Annotated in this window: 12 protein-coding genes and 1 other RNA gene; 10 read left to right on the top strand and 3 right to left on the bottom strand. The window is 46.7% G+C overall.

The features are described from left to right. The first annotated feature begins 13 nt into the window (after positions 1–13). Positions 14–1015 (top strand): glycosyl hydrolase, encoded by a 1002-nt coding sequence (locus CMR00_04270; protein ID PIO48519.1) that lies wholly within the window; start codon positions 14–16, stop codon positions 1013–1015. On the opposite strand, the gene CMR00_04265 is transcribed toward CMR00_04270, so the two are convergent. Both CMR00_04265 and CMR00_04260 read right to left on the bottom strand, forming a co-directional pair. Further along, positions 996–1229: a hypothetical protein gene (locus tag CMR00_04265; GenBank protein ID PIO48518.1), complete on the bottom strand. Its 234-nt coding sequence runs from the start codon at positions 1227–1229 to the stop codon at positions 996–998. The two genes, CMR00_04270 and CMR00_04265, sit on opposite strands and share 20 nt — an antisense overlap. Next, positions 1226–1906, bottom strand: coding sequence for a hypothetical protein (locus CMR00_04260; protein ID PIO48517.1), 681 nt, complete (start codon positions 1904–1906; stop codon positions 1226–1228). The genes CMR00_04265 and CMR00_04260 overlap by 4 nt, the downstream gene beginning before the upstream one ends. Before the next feature lie 328 nt (positions 1907–2234). On the opposite strand from CMR00_04260, the gene CMR00_04255 reads away from it, so the two are divergent. The 6 genes from CMR00_04255 (at position 2235) to CMR00_04230 (ending at position 11607) form a co-directional block, all read left to right on the top strand. Continuing rightward, entirely contained in the window at positions 2235–3098 is an 864-nt protein-coding gene (locus CMR00_04255) for a hypothetical protein (GenBank protein ID PIO48516.1), read from the top strand. Positions 3099–3147: 49 nt separating this feature from the next. Beyond that, positions 3148–4593 (top strand): hypothetical protein, encoded by a 1446-nt coding sequence (locus CMR00_04250; protein PIO48515.1) that lies wholly within the window; start codon positions 3148–3150, stop codon positions 4591–4593. A 92-nt stretch (positions 4594–4685) separates the two neighbouring features. Next, on the top strand, positions 4686–5696 hold the full coding sequence (locus CMR00_04245; protein ID PIO48514.1) for an oxidoreductase: 1011 nt from the start codon (positions 4686–4688) through the stop codon (positions 5694–5696). Between the two features lie 33 nt (positions 5697–5729). Next, a complete protein-coding gene (locus CMR00_04240) occupies positions 5730–6209 on the top strand; it encodes an N-acetyltransferase (GenBank protein ID PIO48513.1) in 480 nt (159 codons plus the stop codon). A 148-nt stretch (positions 6210–6357) separates the two neighbouring features. Beyond that, positions 6358–9933, top strand: a complete 3576-nt coding sequence (locus tag CMR00_04235) for a peptidase S9 (GenBank protein PIO48512.1) — start codon at positions 6358–6360, stop codon at positions 9931–9933. A 162-nt stretch (positions 9934–10095) separates the two neighbouring features. Beyond that, complete coding sequence (locus CMR00_04230) at positions 10096–11607, top strand: molybdenum cofactor biosynthesis protein MoeB (protein ID PIO48511.1); 1512 nt, start codon at positions 10096–10098, stop codon at positions 11605–11607. Between the two features lie 200 nt (positions 11608–11807). On the opposite strand, the gene CMR00_04225 is transcribed toward CMR00_04230, so the two are convergent. Further along, positions 11808–12521: an esterase gene (locus CMR00_04225; protein ID PIO48510.1), complete on the bottom strand. Its 714-nt coding sequence runs from the start codon at positions 12519–12521 to the stop codon at positions 11808–11810. A 184-nt stretch (positions 12522–12705) separates the two neighbouring features. Between CMR00_04225 and CMR00_04220 the strand changes: the two genes are divergently transcribed. The 3 genes from CMR00_04220 (at position 12706) to ssrA (ending at position 15261) form a co-directional block, all read left to right on the top strand. Further along, complete coding sequence (locus CMR00_04220) at positions 12706–13860, top strand: hypothetical protein (GenBank protein ID PIO48509.1); 1155 nt, start codon at positions 12706–12708, stop codon at positions 13858–13860. A gap of 128 nt (positions 13861–13988) precedes the next feature. Then, entirely contained in the window at positions 13989–14657 is a 669-nt protein-coding gene (locus CMR00_04215; GenBank protein PIO48508.1) for a transcriptional regulator, read from the top strand. Positions 14658–14861: 204 nt separating this feature from the next. Further along, positions 14862–15261: a transfer-messenger RNA gene (ssrA, locus tag CMR00_04210) on the top strand. The last annotated feature ends 49 nt before the right edge of the window (positions 15262–15310 follow it).

Here is a 15310-nt window from a genome sequence, read left to right as displayed (position 1 = left end):
GACACGCAAGGCTATGGCAATAGAGCGCATCCTCATCATTCGCTTAAGCTCGATTGGCGACATTGTGCTCACAACACCGATTATTCGCCAAGTGCGTATGCGATTCCCAACAGCCCAAATTGATTTTCTCACACGTGCTAATTTTGTCGAACTGCTGCGCTACAATCCCTATCTCTCGCAGGTCTATGCCGTAGAAGAGTTTCAACCAAAGAAGTACGATTTATGCATCGACTTGCAAAATAGCCGTCGCTCACGCTGGCTACGACGCAAATCTGCCACGCAGATTGCACAATACCGCAAAGAAAATTGGAAAAAATTTCTGCTCGTCAAGTTCAAATGGAATCTGCTCTCTGATGCCGTGCCTGTAGCGCTGCGCTACCTTGAGGCTTGCCGTGCTTTTGGAATTGAAGACGATGGCAAAGGATGCGACATCTTTTTGAGTGATGCGGAACGACACATGGCAGCACAAGCCCTTAAACCCAAAACGACTTTAGCAGTGTGTTATGGCGCCAAACATTTCACAAAGCGGTTCCCAATTGAAAAAACAGCAGCGGTGCTCAACGCCCTTCTTGCTAAGCACGATGTTCAAATTCTGCTGCTAGGAGGCAAAGACGATGCAGCACTCGGAGAAAAGTTGCGCTCAATGCTTTCACCAGCGTCATTGGTGCATGATTTTTCCGGCAAATGCTCACTGCTTGAGACAGCGGCACTGCTCGAGCGAGCCGATGCAGTTTTCACAAACGATACAGGACTGATGCATATTGCAGCAGCATTTCAAAAACCGATTGTGGTTGTATTTGGCTCATCAGTCAAAGAGTTCGGTTTTTTACCCTTTCGAGCCCCCTATCAACTTTTGGAATGCAAGGGCTTAAAGTGTCGTCCATGTTCGCACATTGGGCGAGCACGTTGTCCCGAGAAACATTTCAAGTGCATGCAAGAGCTTGACACGCATGCGGTCTTGCAAGCGGTTGTATCGGCTTTGCATGTGCGCCCGTTTACGCCAGCCTCCGTCTGAAACGCAAGTCTAACCAGCGGTTTTTCATGACACCTTCACCGCGCACAATGAGTTTGTCAGCATAAACCTCCACGACCCCGAAAGCATTACTTGCTGCGGGAGCTTCAACTAAGGCTTCAAGCGAGATAAAATGCACGCCTTGCTCTACAGTATCACGACCTTTATGGAAATGACCATTAAACCAAGCGACCGTATTGGGCGAGGAGAAGATCAACTCTTGAATGCACTGGTAATTCCAAAGGATGCCGTGTGCTTCATCAGTCGTGTGCCAATGGGTAGGAAAGTGACAGAAAAAATAACTGGCTCAGAGCGCATTTCAGCAAGGCGCAGTTGCGCCTCGAGCCACGAGAGTTGCGCTTCACCAAGTGCGCCGCACCACTCGCGCATTGTTGGATTTGCGACAAGGAACGCTTGCGCAGTTTGCTTGGCTTCACCTTCACTTTCGACACTGACATCCATGCCGTAAAGCGTAATAAACTTAAATCCATTGTGAGAGAAGGCATAGTAAGGTAAATCCATTCGAAACCATCTGAGCAAACGCTCCAGCGGTACGCTCAGGCAGTGATTGCCAATGACATGAAACTGTGGGGCATGCGTTTCTGCTAAGAGTGAGACGATGGTATTCAATTCATTTGGGGTGTTTTCACCATTGCCATGCACAATATCGCCAAGTTGAATGACAAAGGCGAGCGACTGCTGATTCCAACTTGCCACTGCAGCGCGCAGTTTTTCAGGCACTTCACGAAAGCGCAGCCTGCCGATTTGCTCACGGTCGGCATACTGAATGTCAGTAACAATTCCGAAGGAGAAGAGCGGTTGAGGCATAAATTCATGCTTTACAGGCCCAAATGTCGGACGGCAAGCATAACGTTTCACTGTGACGAAGCTCAAGCTCTGTGCGCAACGTTTGAAAGAATTTTCTTATCTTTATACCCCTGCGTACCCAAATAGTTTCGTAACGAAATGCAGTACTAAAAAACTAGGAGAAACTCTCTTGTGAATTTCACGGGTGCCATTTGGATAGATGTCGATAACTCTCCACATGTGCCACTTTTCGTGCCTATCGTCAAGCGTTGTCAGCAGATGGGGCGCCCTGTGGTGTTGACAGCGCGCAATCATGCACAAACGGTAGAGTTGCTTCACAACGCAGGGTTATCTGGGGCGTTTGAGGTCATCGGTGAGCATGGAGGTAAAAGTAAAGTAAAAAAAGATTCTAGGCTTGCTTCAAAGAGCGGCAGCCCTTGCTGCATATGTTGAAGCGCAGCAAAAACGAGGGCTACGCATCTCGGTTGCGCTCAGTCATGGCTCGCGCACGATGGTGTTAGCTGCAAAACGGCTGCGCATCCCAGTCATCACTATGTACGACTATGAATACACAGAGACATTCATTTTTAACACGCTCTCTGATCGTGTGCTAATCCCACATCGTATTCCAGATGTTACGCTTGACAAAATCGGGCTCAAGGCGCATAAACGGCTCAAATATGAGGGCTTCAAAGAGGAACTTTATTTGAATTACTACGAACCTGATGCAGCATTTTGGCAAAAAGTAGAGTCTGAAAACAGCATAACGATTGACCAAAGCAAAGTAATTGTCACACTGCGTCCGCCAGCTTCAAGTGCAAATTACCACAACGAGCAAAGTGACAAACTCCTTTTTGCCTTGCTCAAAAAACTGCTTTCGCGTGCGGACGTCTTTACTGTGATTCTACCACGTACGCACGATCAACAAGCTGAAATCGAGCATGTCATTCAATCTGCTGGGCTGGATAGAACGCGTGCTCTCATTCCTAAGCGTGCTGTCAATGGGCTGGATTTGGCGCACCACTCCGACCTGCTCATCTCAGGTGGCGGGACCATGAACCGAGAAGCGGCTCTCTTAGGAGTGCCGGTCTACAGCATTTTTGCCGGCAAGCAGGGCGCCTTAGATGCTGACATGGAAGCGCATGGAATGATACGCTTTATTCGTGCAATTTCAGATATTGAAAAGATCGAACTTTGCAAACGGACTCCTGCCTCATCACCATACCGCATTACGACCAAAGTAGAAGACACTGTGATGCAAGAACTTAATCGATGGTGAAAAAAACTATGTTCAGACAAATACCCAAGCATAAGTACTTAGTGGCAATTTGCGACTATGTTCTGTTGCTACTGTCATTTTTGCGGCAGTCGCGTTGCGATACAGTAACCTCTCATGGCAAGAGATACTTGCAATCGAGGACTTTTTTTCACAGACACTATTTGTTGCCTCATACAGCGTGATTTGGATAGCGATTTTGCACCACTTCAATCTCTACAAGATCAATGTCTTTCTGACCATCGTTGAGCAGTCTATCGCCATTTTTAAGTCTGTTGGATATGGTATTCTTGGGCTCATTATTGCAGCGTTCTTTTTCAAGGGCAATTCGCTGGTCGATAGCCGCTTGATTATTGGCTACTTCGGTTTATTTGCTCTCATAGGTCTGATACTTTTTCGTGTGATGGTATTTCGTGCACTCTATATATTCCTTGCACGCAAGCAAATTCTTCATCGAAAGGTCTTGATTGTGGGTGCTGGTAAGAGTGGTAGAATGATGGCGGCTAACTTGATGCTCGATAATACGCACGGGTTTGAAGTCGTAGGGTTTGCTGATGATACACAGCCTGTAGGCTCACGCGTCTTTGAAAATACTTACGTGTTAGGCACATCTAACGACATTCCTAAGCTCGTCGAGCACTATCATATTGATGAAGTCCTAATTGTGATAGACAATATCTCTTACCAGCGGCTAATGGAAATCATAGATGTTGCGCGCAACACCACAGCAGCAGTCAAAGTCTCTTCTGAACTCTACGACATTATTCCAAACAAACTCTTCATTGAGAGTTATTTAGGCATCCCGGTCATCTCAATGATGAAAAATCATAACTATATGGCATTTTTACTCTACAAACGTGTGTTTGATATCGTCATGTCGCTCATTGGTCTGCTGCTGCTGGCTGTGCCTTTTGCAATTATTGCCGTGCTGATCAAACTTACTTCAAAAGGTCCCGTGTTTTTTAAGCAAACGCGCATTGGGAAGGATGGAAAGCCATTTAGTTTCTACAAATTCCGCACGATGTATGTCAATAACGATGATGCAATTCACCGTGAGTTTACAAAAAAACTCATTGCCGAAGCCAAACATACAAATCCAGAAATTTCAAAGACGATTGTCAACGAAAGTGGAGAAATTCAACAAGTCAAGAAAATTGTCAATGACCCGCGTGTAACTTCAATTGGGCGCTTTCTTAGAAAAACGAGCCTGGATGAATTGCCCCAACTCTTCAATGTGCTCAAAGGCGATATGAGTCTAGTTGGTCCAAGACCCTGCCTGCCTTACGAGTGGGAAGAATACGAGGCATGGCACAAACGCCGCCTCTCGGTTACACCAGGCTGCACGGGTCTCTGGCAAGTCTCTGGCAGAAGTGCTGTCGGCTTCAACGATATGGTCATCTTAGATCTCTACTATATCGAGAATATGTCGCCTCTGATGGATTTGAAACTGATTTTCAAAACCCTGCCTGTGATGCTCTTAGCCAAAGGTGGATACTGATAATCTCACTACTCGAAGACAAAGCAATCCCGCTCATCTTACCATAACAAAACATAGCTGCGAAAACTTATGCAACTCAAACGACATTCAAAATGAAAGCTGCTGTCATTGGATTGGGCTACTGGGGACCTAATCTAGTTCGAAATTTTCTCGGTGTAGAGGACATCCACGGCGTGATTGGCTGCGATAAAGATCCGAAGCGTCTTGAGAACATCAAGCGCAAATTTCCTGAGGTTGAACTGTCAGATTCCTACGAGGAAATTTTGCGCCGTGATGATGTAGAGATTGTAGCTCTAGCAACACCAGTGTCCATGCATTTCAAACTGGCTCATGCAGCGCTTGAAGCAGGCAAACACTGCTGGGTAGAAAAACCCTTTACGGCAACGGTAGCTGAAGCGGAAATCCTGATTAACCTTGCCGAAAAGAAAAATCTCAAAATTATGGTCGACCATACCTTCATTTACACAGGCGCCGTGCGCAAAATGAAGGAGCTAATGGATAAAGGAGTGATTGGCGACCTGTACTACTTTGATTCTGTGCGTGTGAATTTGGGACTCTTTCAGCATGATGTCAATGTCGTTTGGGATTTGGCGCCCCATGATCTTTCCATTATGGACTATTTGATTGAGCGCCGACCTGTATCTGTCTCTGCGGTGGGCAGTTGCCATGTCGGGAATGGCTTAGAGAACATCGCCTATCTTACGGTGAATTTTGACAACGATGTCATTGCGCATTTTCATGTCAATTGGCTGGCGCCAGTCAAGATTCGTACAGTGATGATTGGTGGCACAAAATCAATGATTCTCTACGACGATATGGAGACAAGCGAAAAAGTTAAAGTCTACGACAAAGGCATTGAGGTCAAAACCAAAGAAGGGGTCTATGAAACCTTGGTACAGTATCGCACTGGCGATATGTATGCGCCGAAGCTTGACCAAACCGAAGCGCTTACAATTGCAGCCCACCACTTTGTGGAGTGCATCAAAGAAAACAAAACACCCATTACCGATGGAATTGCAGGGTTGAATGTGGTGCGTATCTTGGAAGCATCGGAGTATTCTATCAAGCAGCAGGGTAAAATCATTCCACTTCATCGGGACTAAAGCTATGGATGAGGCTATCTCAAAGAAAATTTTATTCGCCTTAACCAAGTCAAGTTAGGCAAAGATGTTAAGTTATTTGCCTTTGTCAATGCCTATGGCTGCCAAATCGGTGACGGCACGAAAATTGGCACCTTCGTTGAAATCCAAAAGAATGCATTCATCGGTAAGAATTGTAAAATTTCAAGTCACACTTTTATCTGTGAAGGTGTAACAATTGAAGATGAATGTTTCATTGGACACGGCGTGATGTTCATCAACGACAAGTATCCGCGTGCCGCCAATCCTGACGGCTCGATGCAAACTGAAGCGGATTGGCAAGTCGTGCCGACACGCGTCAAAAAAGGGGCAAGCATTGGCAGCGGGGCAACTATTCTTGCAGGAATCACAATTGGTGAAGGCGCAATTATTGGTGCCGGCGCAGTGGTAACCAAAAACGTTGACCCCTACACTGTCGTGGCAGGTGTGCCCGCTCGTCTCTTACGCCGACTGGATACTCTGCAAAAATTTACCTGATGCTGTGCTGCATTGTGCATCGTGCGCGTATCGGCACCTGAGCCAGAAGACTGCTTCTTAAACCCTGATATCCCCTCACTCGTCGATGTCGTAGCATGCGCTTAAGTCCGCAAAAGAGTAACTTGAAATTTTACATTTCTTTTTTAAGTTGAACTCTATGCATCATAGCAAATCTTTTCAAGTGGTGAGGGATATTATGAGCGCTCGTCGTCTCAGTTCATATCTACTAATTTTCTTTGCGCTAAACACCTTTTCGCTCGAAGCAATAGCACAGTACTTTGCATTCGGTCGAAATAAGGTGCAGTATCGTAACTTCGAGTGGTATTACATCCAGTCTGAGCACTTTGATGTCTACTTTACAGAGGGCGGAGAGTATTTGGGCAAATTTACTGCTGATGCGGCCGAAGCAGCCTATGCGACCATTCGTAAAGACTTCCGCTATGAGATCAATAACCGCATCGCCTTCATTGTCTACAAGTCTCACAACGATTTCCAGCAGAACAACGTCATCAGTGAGTATCTCGAGGAAGGGGTTGGCGGCGTAACCGAACTCTACAAAAACCGCATCGTTATTCCCTACGACGGCGACTACCGGCGTTTTCGCCATGTGATTCATCACGAACTTATTCACGCTGTGGTCAATGATATGATTTACGGCGGCTCGGTGCAATCCGCGATTGCAAACAACATCAGAATTCAAATTCCGCTCTGGTTCAATGAAGGTATCGCTGAGTATCAATCCTTGGAGTGGGATACAAACTCGGACATGTTCATCAGCGACGCTATTATCAATAACTACCTGCCCCCAATTCCTTACCTCTACGGCTACTTTGCGTATCGCGGCGGACAGTCGGTCTGGAAGTTCATTTCTGAAAAGTACGGACGTGAAAAGATTGCAGAGATTATGACGCGCCTGCGTGCCACACGCAATCTGGACGCCACGTTTCGTGGCTCGCTCGGGCTCTCCGTTGAAGAACTTTCCGAAAAATGGCTGCGTGAGCAGAAAGTAAACTACTGGCCTGAAATTGCACGCCGTGAAGATATTAACACAATCATGAAGCGACTGACTGACCACCGCAAAGACGGGAGCAACTACAATACTTCACCTGCAATTTCACCGCAAGGCGACAAGTTCGCATTTATTAGCGACCGTAGCGGTTACTTTGATATTTATGTTGCTTCGACTTTGAATCCGAAGGAACAACGTCGCCTAGTGGCTGGACAGAAAAGCCCTGACTTCGAGGAACTGAAAATTCTCACGCCCGGCATAACCTGGTCGCCAGACGGCAAAAAAATCGCGCTGGCAACCAAAGCAGGTGAGCAAGACGCTATTATGTTTATTGATGTGGAGACAGGCAAGACTGAAAAACTGTCTTTTGGTCTCGATGGCATCTTCTCTGTGGATTGGTCGCCTGATGGAGAAAAACTGGCGTTTATCGGCAATCAAGACTACAAGAGCGATATCTATGTCTATAACTTGAAGACGGGTGAACTCATCAATGTAACCAACGATGTCTTTAGCGACGCTGACCCGAGCTGGTCGCCAGACGGCAAAAAAATTTACTTCTCATCAGACCGACAAAATTACACCTTGATTTCGTCCGTCGTACTGCCAAAAGAAAAGGGATATCGCATTGCACAAGGCTCGACGAAAGACGTCTTCAAGATGCGCTTGCACGACTACTCACAGTACGACCTTTATGAGTTAAATCTGGAGACCACGACCTTACGCCGCCTCACCTCAACTGAAGGTGTAGATGAATCCTCTCCTGTAATCAGTCCAGATGGCAAGCGCATGCTGTTTGTCTCTGATCGAAATGGAGTCTATAACATCTACGAGATGATACTTGAAGGCATTGAATCGTTTGGACCCCTGGCGGGTGCAACGGCATCACTTGAGGCGTTGCCAGCGACATTGCCGCAGCCGAAAGTTCGCCCGATTACCGATTTGCTGTCAGGTATTCGCCACATTTCACTCTCGCGTGATGGCACAAAACTCTTGGGTGTTGGCTTGGATTACGGCGGATTTGATATTTACATGCTGCGCATGCCCTTTGAGCGACAAGTCAAAACAACGCTGAAAAATGGCGAACTCGAACCGACCAATTGGGGCAAAGTGATGGTCAAGACACAGAGCACGAAGTTTGCCGAAAACACAGGCTTGCTCAAGAATAAGGGCGCACAGTATCAAGCCATGATTTTTGGTGACCAGAAAATTCAAGTTGCACAACAATCAGGACAACTGCCAAAAGCGACTGGATTGACAGGCATAGATACGGCAAAGTCTTCTGGCACGAAAGCACAAAGCACAGAGGGCTCTTCCGAAAACAAACTGGGCTTCAACCCAAGAAAATATGTATTTGTAGAAGGTTTCGATAACTCTGTGCTAAACACGGCAGCAAGCAAACCTTCGAAGGTAGATTCTAGTGCGCTGATGGCAGATGCACCAAAAGACTCTATTATCATTTCTGAACCGCGCATCAATGTAAAGAACTTTGTCTTTGATCGCACTAACCTTAGTAGCCTTTCCGAAAAGCTAAAGGAAAGTGAGAAACGTGCAGTAGCTGAAAACAAGCCGAGAAATGCGCTAGATGAAGATGGTGACTATAAAGTCAAACGCTACCGACTGAGTTTTTCGCCAGACATTGTCTATGGCGGCGCAGGATATGATGCAATTTGGGGGGCGCGTGGCTCTGGAATCTTTGCATTCAGCGATCTGCTTGGCAATCACCAAATAAGCATTTTCACGAACCTACAATTCGATTTGCAGAACAGCGATTACGGTATCACTTATGCTTACCTTGCCAATCGAATGGACTATGCTTTCAGCGCATTTCACCAAGCGCGCTTCTTGGGTTTGCAAAATCCAACTAATCCGAATTTCATTGATTTCTTCCGATTCAGACTTTATGGTGCAACACTCAGCGCACAGTATCCGCTCACACGCTTTGATCGATTTGATTTCAGCTTAGGCTATCTGACACTGTCTAAGGAGAACCTCGATGGCTCATTTGGCAATGAAAGCGTAGGATTCTTCTATCCTGCAATTACATTCACACACGATGACTCGCGTCCCTTTCTCTATGCACCGATTGCAGGGACACGCTATGCGATTAGCCTGTCTGGTACAGCAGGCAGTCGAGTCAGTTTTGCATCAGTGCTGTTTGACTACCGTACCTACTTTGATTTTGCGCGCTACTATTCATTTGTTGTCCGCTTCTCTGGCGCAGCAAGCGTTGGTAGCACCCCACAAAATTACTTCATTGGCGGCACGGAAAACTGGATCAATCGGCAGTTTGAGAATAACACGATCCCCATCAACTCAGTGCAAGATTTCATCTTCACAACACCAGCAATTCCTCTGCGCGGGCATAACTTCAACGCACAGAATGGAACGCGTTTTGCACTCCTCAATACAGAGTTTCGTTTCCCATTTTTGCAAGCGCTACCACTCGGACCAATTCCTATTCCGCTCTACTATATCATGGGAACCTTCTTTGCCGATGTCGGCGTAGCGTGGTCTGACGAGAGCCGCCTGCGCTTTCGCTTCCGAGATACCCCAAACGGAACAATGCCATACTACAACGACCTCCTAGCAGGCGTTGGCTGGGGTATCAGAACAGTATTCTTAGGGTTTGTCGTGCGTTTCGATATGGCTTGGGCATACTACAGCCAAGGATTTTCAGAACCGAAATACTACATCTCACTCGGCAGCGACTTCTAAAAACGCCAGTGCGCATAATCTTGTTTGAGGGTCTGCATGAGTGTGCAGACCTTCTTTATTTTTGGGGCTTGGGACAAATTGTGTGCTTAGAACGAAGAGAGACATGCAACGCAGCAATGATGTAAGAGTTTTTTTTCAATCATCAAACTTTCAACTTGGATTATGCCAACAAAAGTCATTATTCCAACGGCTTTGCGCCAGTATGCTGAAGGACATGATACCGTCGAAGTTTCAGCGTCAAATGTCAAAGAGGCATTGGAGCAATTGAGCGCCCGCTATCCTGCGCTGAAAAAAAATCTTTATACCGAAGATGGCGCGCTGCGCTCTTTCATCAACATCTACAAAGGTGATGAGGACATTCGCAGTTTGCAAAACTTGCAGACAGCGATTTCCGATGGCGATGAGCTAATCATTGTGCCGTCTATTGCAGGTGGTGCAATGATTGGCGAAATGGAAGTAGAAAGCAGTGTTGAACTTTCGAACGATGAAATTAAACGCTATGCACGTCATCTTATCATTCCAGAGTTTGGTGTGGAAGGACAGAAGAAATTGAAACGTGCAAGCGTGCTCATGGTTGGTGCAGGCGGTTTAGGCTCGCCATTTGCCATGTATCTTGCTGCTGCTGGCATTGGACGGCTGGGTATTGTCGATTACGACACCGTTGATTTTTCAAACTTACAGCGCCAATTGCTGCATGGCACACCAGATGTCGGCAAACCAAAAACGCTCTCTGCTAAAGAGACCATTCAGCGCCTGAACCCACACGTGGAAGTAACACTTTACGACACGCCACTCACGTCCGCCAATGCCTTAGAGATTTTCAAGGACTATGATGTGATTGTCGATGGCACAGATAATTTCCCAACGCGCTATCTTGTCAATGATGCATGCGTGCTTCTGGGCAAACCAAATGTCTATGGCAGCATCTTTCGCTTTGAAGGTCAGCTCAGCGTGTTCTGGGCAAATAGCCATGAAGCCACTGATGGACGACTCCCCAAAGGGGCTTGCTACCGATGCCTGTATCCAGAACCGCCGACCCCTGGGCTCGTACCAAGTTGCGCGGAAGGCGGGGTGTTAGGAGTCTTGCCCGGCGTGATTGGGACATTGCAAGCAATTGAAACCATCAAACTGATTACCGGCATTGGCGAACCGATGCTAAATCGGCTCTTGCTCTTCGATGCTCTCAAAATGAAATTCCGCGAACTCAAACTGCGCAAGAATCCAGACTGCGTGGTCTGCTCCGACCATCCTACCGTGACCACGCTTATTGATTATGAGCAGTTCTGCGGCATGCCAGCCCATGATCGCACTGAACACGTAAGCGCTGCGCAAAAGGGCACAACCCTGTCAAGCCGTCCAGATGAAATTACCGTGCATGAACTGAAAGCACGTTTAGATAGAGGAGAAAAACTGTTCATTTTGGATGTACGCAACCCAAATGAATACCAAATCTCTCGGCTAAATGGCTCGATGCTCATTCCATTGCCTGAACTGCCAAACCGCTTGCATGAAGTCCCAAAAGACCAAGAAGTGATTGTGTATTGCAAAATGGGCGGACGCTCAGCACAAGCTATTGAGATAATGAAGCAATATGGATTTACGCGACTGAAAAATTTGGTCGGTGGCATCAATGCGTGGGCAGCAGAAATCGATAAATCCATGCCAACATACTGACCAAGCTAGCAAGTCTCATAAGGCTGAAATCGGCAAGGGCGAGCAAAATAGAGGAGCAAGGACTCATCTGCTGAAAAGTAAGTAGCATGAGAACTTGCTCCAACTTAAATCACCGTGCCTGATGTACTAATGGAGAGACAGCTATCGTGCGAACACTGTCAAGGTATGTTGCTTAGTATATTGCACAATCATCAGAAGTCTCAAAGATAGACACGAGCCATGCGACGCCATGCAGGCCAATCGTGTTCTGCATCTTCCCACACATCGCATTGATTCCAGATGCCTTTGTCCCAAAGTTTCGTTGAAAGTTCGCGCGTCGTGTGGTAGCAGGTTGGAATGTCCCGAGTGCTGGTAATCAGTTTGTAGTCAATTTGGCGCAGGCGTTCAAGTTCGTTGTGGTCGTGTAAGTTTGGCACAAAATCCAACGGCGAGTTGAAATAGACATCTTCATCGTAATAGCCGTCGAAGAACGACTTGGTGGAGTATCCACCCGACATAGCGACAACTTTGTTAGCATACCACGGATGTTTGAGGGCAAAGAGCATCGCTAAGAATGCACCAAAACTTGTGCCAGTCAGAATGGTAAAAGTATTGGGGTTTTTGTGGCGCATGAGCGGATAGACTTCGTGCATCACATAACTTTCCCATTGATTATGTCGCTTCATGCGCCAGTTGGGATGTGCCTGGGTGTTATACCAACTCTCCGTGCTGCAGCTATCAATGCAATAAAATTGCAGGTAGCCTGCATCAATTTTGTCGGTAAGCGTGTCAATCATCTGAAAATCTTTCCATTCATAAAATCGAGAGTAAGAGGTTGGGAAAACGAGAACGGGCGCGCCAGCATGTCCAAAGATGAGCAGTTCCATATCGCGCTGCAAATGCGGACTGAACCACTTGTGATATTCTGTATGCATGGTGTGTTGTGGTTTTTAAACGAAACAGTTAGATTGTAAAAATTACACTTTTGGCATCGGTCAGGCAATTATTTCCAAACAAATTTTTTTGAACATCGTGTTATTTTGTACCTTATTTTTTCCTTTTCAAGCTTTTGTGTATTTTGGGCGCAGTTAGGCAAAAAATCCAGACTAACTCCAACAAATGCCTAAGTATTTACTTATCCTCTTGACGATATGGGCTATCTCGTTTTACGGCTGCGGAGGGGCTCAAGAAGCCGCAAAGACAGATGAGCTAAAAGTCGATACAACTGCTGCTGCTCCTGATACTTCCAAAATTGATGTGTCTCAACTCCGAGATACCTCGAAGGTTGAGGAACTGGATTATGTTGCCGTTACCACCGACGAGCGCATTAACCCCGTGCGGCTAATTCGGCTTGGGCAAATTACTGACGGCGGTCTAGCCATGGAAATTGTGCAAGATGATACGCTCGGCTGCCGCTATGTGATACCGAAAGCGTGGCTAGCGTCACAACGACGCTACAAAAATCTCGTCAATTACTACGGCAACGATAAAATCTCCGTCATTATCTCTGTGGCACGCCCAACATTTGATTCAGTCAATATCTGGGCGCAGGTGCAAGAAGCTATTGCATTTGGTAAAAATCAGCTGCCCAGAGAAGATTGGGCAATGACCGCCGAACTCAATACAGCGCGCACAAACACAACGCAAAATTATTTTGGTCGCTACGAGTTCCGAGGAAAGCAATATAACCTGGCCTTTTTCAAGGCTGGGGAACTGCAGTATAATCTGCTGGTTGAGCACCCGCTGAATTCTCTTACTGACCAAGAAGCCAAAGCCATCAACTACATCTTTGCGAATTTTTCTGCAACAGGGAAGCCCAAAGCAGAAATCCCGTTGCCTGTCAAAACCACATTCAGTGATGCGGCAGCAGAACTGAGAAATGTTGGCGACTCGCGCAGTGTTGATGTGCCTTTTGCGAAAGGCTCTGATAAAATGCCCAGTAATGTCGGTGGATTGGACATTGTCATAGAACTCTTGCAAGCAGAGAAAGGTACAACCGTTGGCATTTATGCTTATGCAGACGATGTAAAGCTAGAGCAACGAAAAAATGAAAAAGACCGAGACTTCAAGAAGCGTGAGGAGGATGCACGCCGACGCATCGGTCTCAACCGCTCCAAAGCGATTGTGAACTATCTCAAAAGTAAAGGCATTGCAGCAAGTCGTTTGCGCGCAGAATATGACCCGAAAGTTACGGGTCTTGTTACCATCAAGGTGCTGGCTAAAAAAGTCGATAAACCCACAGCAAAAGCAGCAACTGGCAAAAAGAAAAAATGAGAGGCTACAAAACAGGCAAGCCTTTTCTTCCGTTCTTTGATAAGCAGAGTCTTGAAGCGCGAGACTGTTTTTTTTGATGCTCGTGCGTCTGTACAGGTCTTGCGCGTAATTCCCAAACTCTATGACCGATGCGAGAAGAATTAGAATTGCTCCAACTGATTGAAACTGGTGAAGACGCTCATACGGAATTCAAGCGTCTGGTACATTCTCCAGAAAAAATTGCTAAATCCATCTGCGCATTTGCAAATACTTCGGGTGGGATTATTCTCATCGGTGTCGATGACGACAAACGCATCGTGGGCATAGAGAGCGAAAAAGAAACTTTTGAGATTCTACACGAAGCCGCAACACGCCATATCAGCCCAACGGTATCGTTTGAAATTGAAGTCTTGGAGTATAGAGGGCGTGATGTCTTGGCTGTGATCGTTGAAGCCAGTGACCAAAAACCGCACTATCATCTCTCGGAAGTACGAGACCCAAAAACACTCAAGAAAATTCAAGATCGAAAAGTCTATCTGCGGCAGGGCAGTCAAAATGTTGCAGCAACACGAGAGATGGTGCAGTTGATGCAAGCCGAGAAACGACCCATTCGCATTTCATATAGCGACAATGAACGCACACTCTTGCGTTACCTTACAGCTTACCACCGCATTACACTGCATGAATACAGCAAACTGGTCAATATCTCAAACCGTCGTGCAGCACGTATCTTGATTTCACTGGTGCGAGCCGGCGTGATTGTGCTGCATACAGAAGGTAAGCATAACTACTATACGCTTGCGCTGACCACGTCGTAATATCATATTGCAGATAGGAATTGCTAGTGAATGGCTACGACCCAGAGACGGCTAGCAAACGATGCATGCTCATCTGTGCATTTTGTCTGTTCTGTTGAGTGCGCTTGCGGTGGTGCTACTGCAACTTTTCCCTGCGTCTTCCCATATAAAGACTCGCCAGAAATGTGAGTGTTTGTTATATTCTCAGCCTTGCTCTTTGAAATCGGGGATGACAGGTTTCGACAGGGCATGCGGAGAAAGCGGTTGCACTCCGAGTTTCCGCACGGACGGACTCGTTAAAGAAGTCTGTGCAACAGTAAATGCGGAAGATTATTCTTACGCAATGGCTGCCTAATTAGCACAAGTTAATTAGTCACGCCACGTTTGCAAGTTGAAGCGCCTACACGGAGACTTGCAAATGTCATAACCCTGCGCTTGAGCATTGCTCGCGCCGTAGGCGTCGTAGGCGTTTTTCTCAACGGCGCCTGCGACTACCAAGTTGAGATAGCAACATGAACCGTGTCAATGCGGTCGCTTGTTGCGAATGCCTAAACATTGAAGATGAGTGTGGGAGCCGATTTTGACGCTGCTCTGGACGCGGGTTCGAGTCCCGCCATCTCCACCAAGTTTAACCGCGCTCAACCCGTTGCATGTAAGTGGGTTACAGCGCGCAT

This window comes from [Chlorobium] sp. 445, from assembly GCA_002763895.1.
Classification (GTDB): Bacteria; Bacteroidota; Chlorobiia; order Chlorobiales; family Thermochlorobacteraceae; genus Thermochlorobacter.
This window is presented reverse-complemented; position numbering and strand designations above follow the sequence as displayed.

Bases quoted from the DNA above. Each gene is read 5' to 3' on its own strand.
- CMR00_04270 (PIO48519.1), top strand. From the start codon at position 14: ATGGCAATAGAGCGCATCCTCATCATTCGCTTAAGCTCGATTGGCGAC.
- CMR00_04245 (PIO48514.1), top strand. From the start codon at position 4,686: ATGAAAGCTGCTGTCATTGGATTGGGCTACTGGGGACCTAATCTAGTT.
- CMR00_04230 (PIO48511.1), top strand. From the start codon at position 10,096: ATGCCAACAAAAGTCATTATTCCAACGGCTTTGCGCCAGTATGCTGAA.
- CMR00_04225 (PIO48510.1), bottom strand. From the start codon at position 12,521: ATGCATACAGAATATCACAAGTGGTTCAGTCCGCATTTGCAGCGCGAT.
- CMR00_04220 (PIO48509.1), top strand. From the start codon at position 12,706: ATGCCTAAGTATTTACTTATCCTCTTGACGATATGGGCTATCTCGTTT.
- CMR00_04215 (PIO48508.1), top strand. From the start codon at position 13,989: ATGCGAGAAGAATTAGAATTGCTCCAACTGATTGAAACTGGTGAAGAC.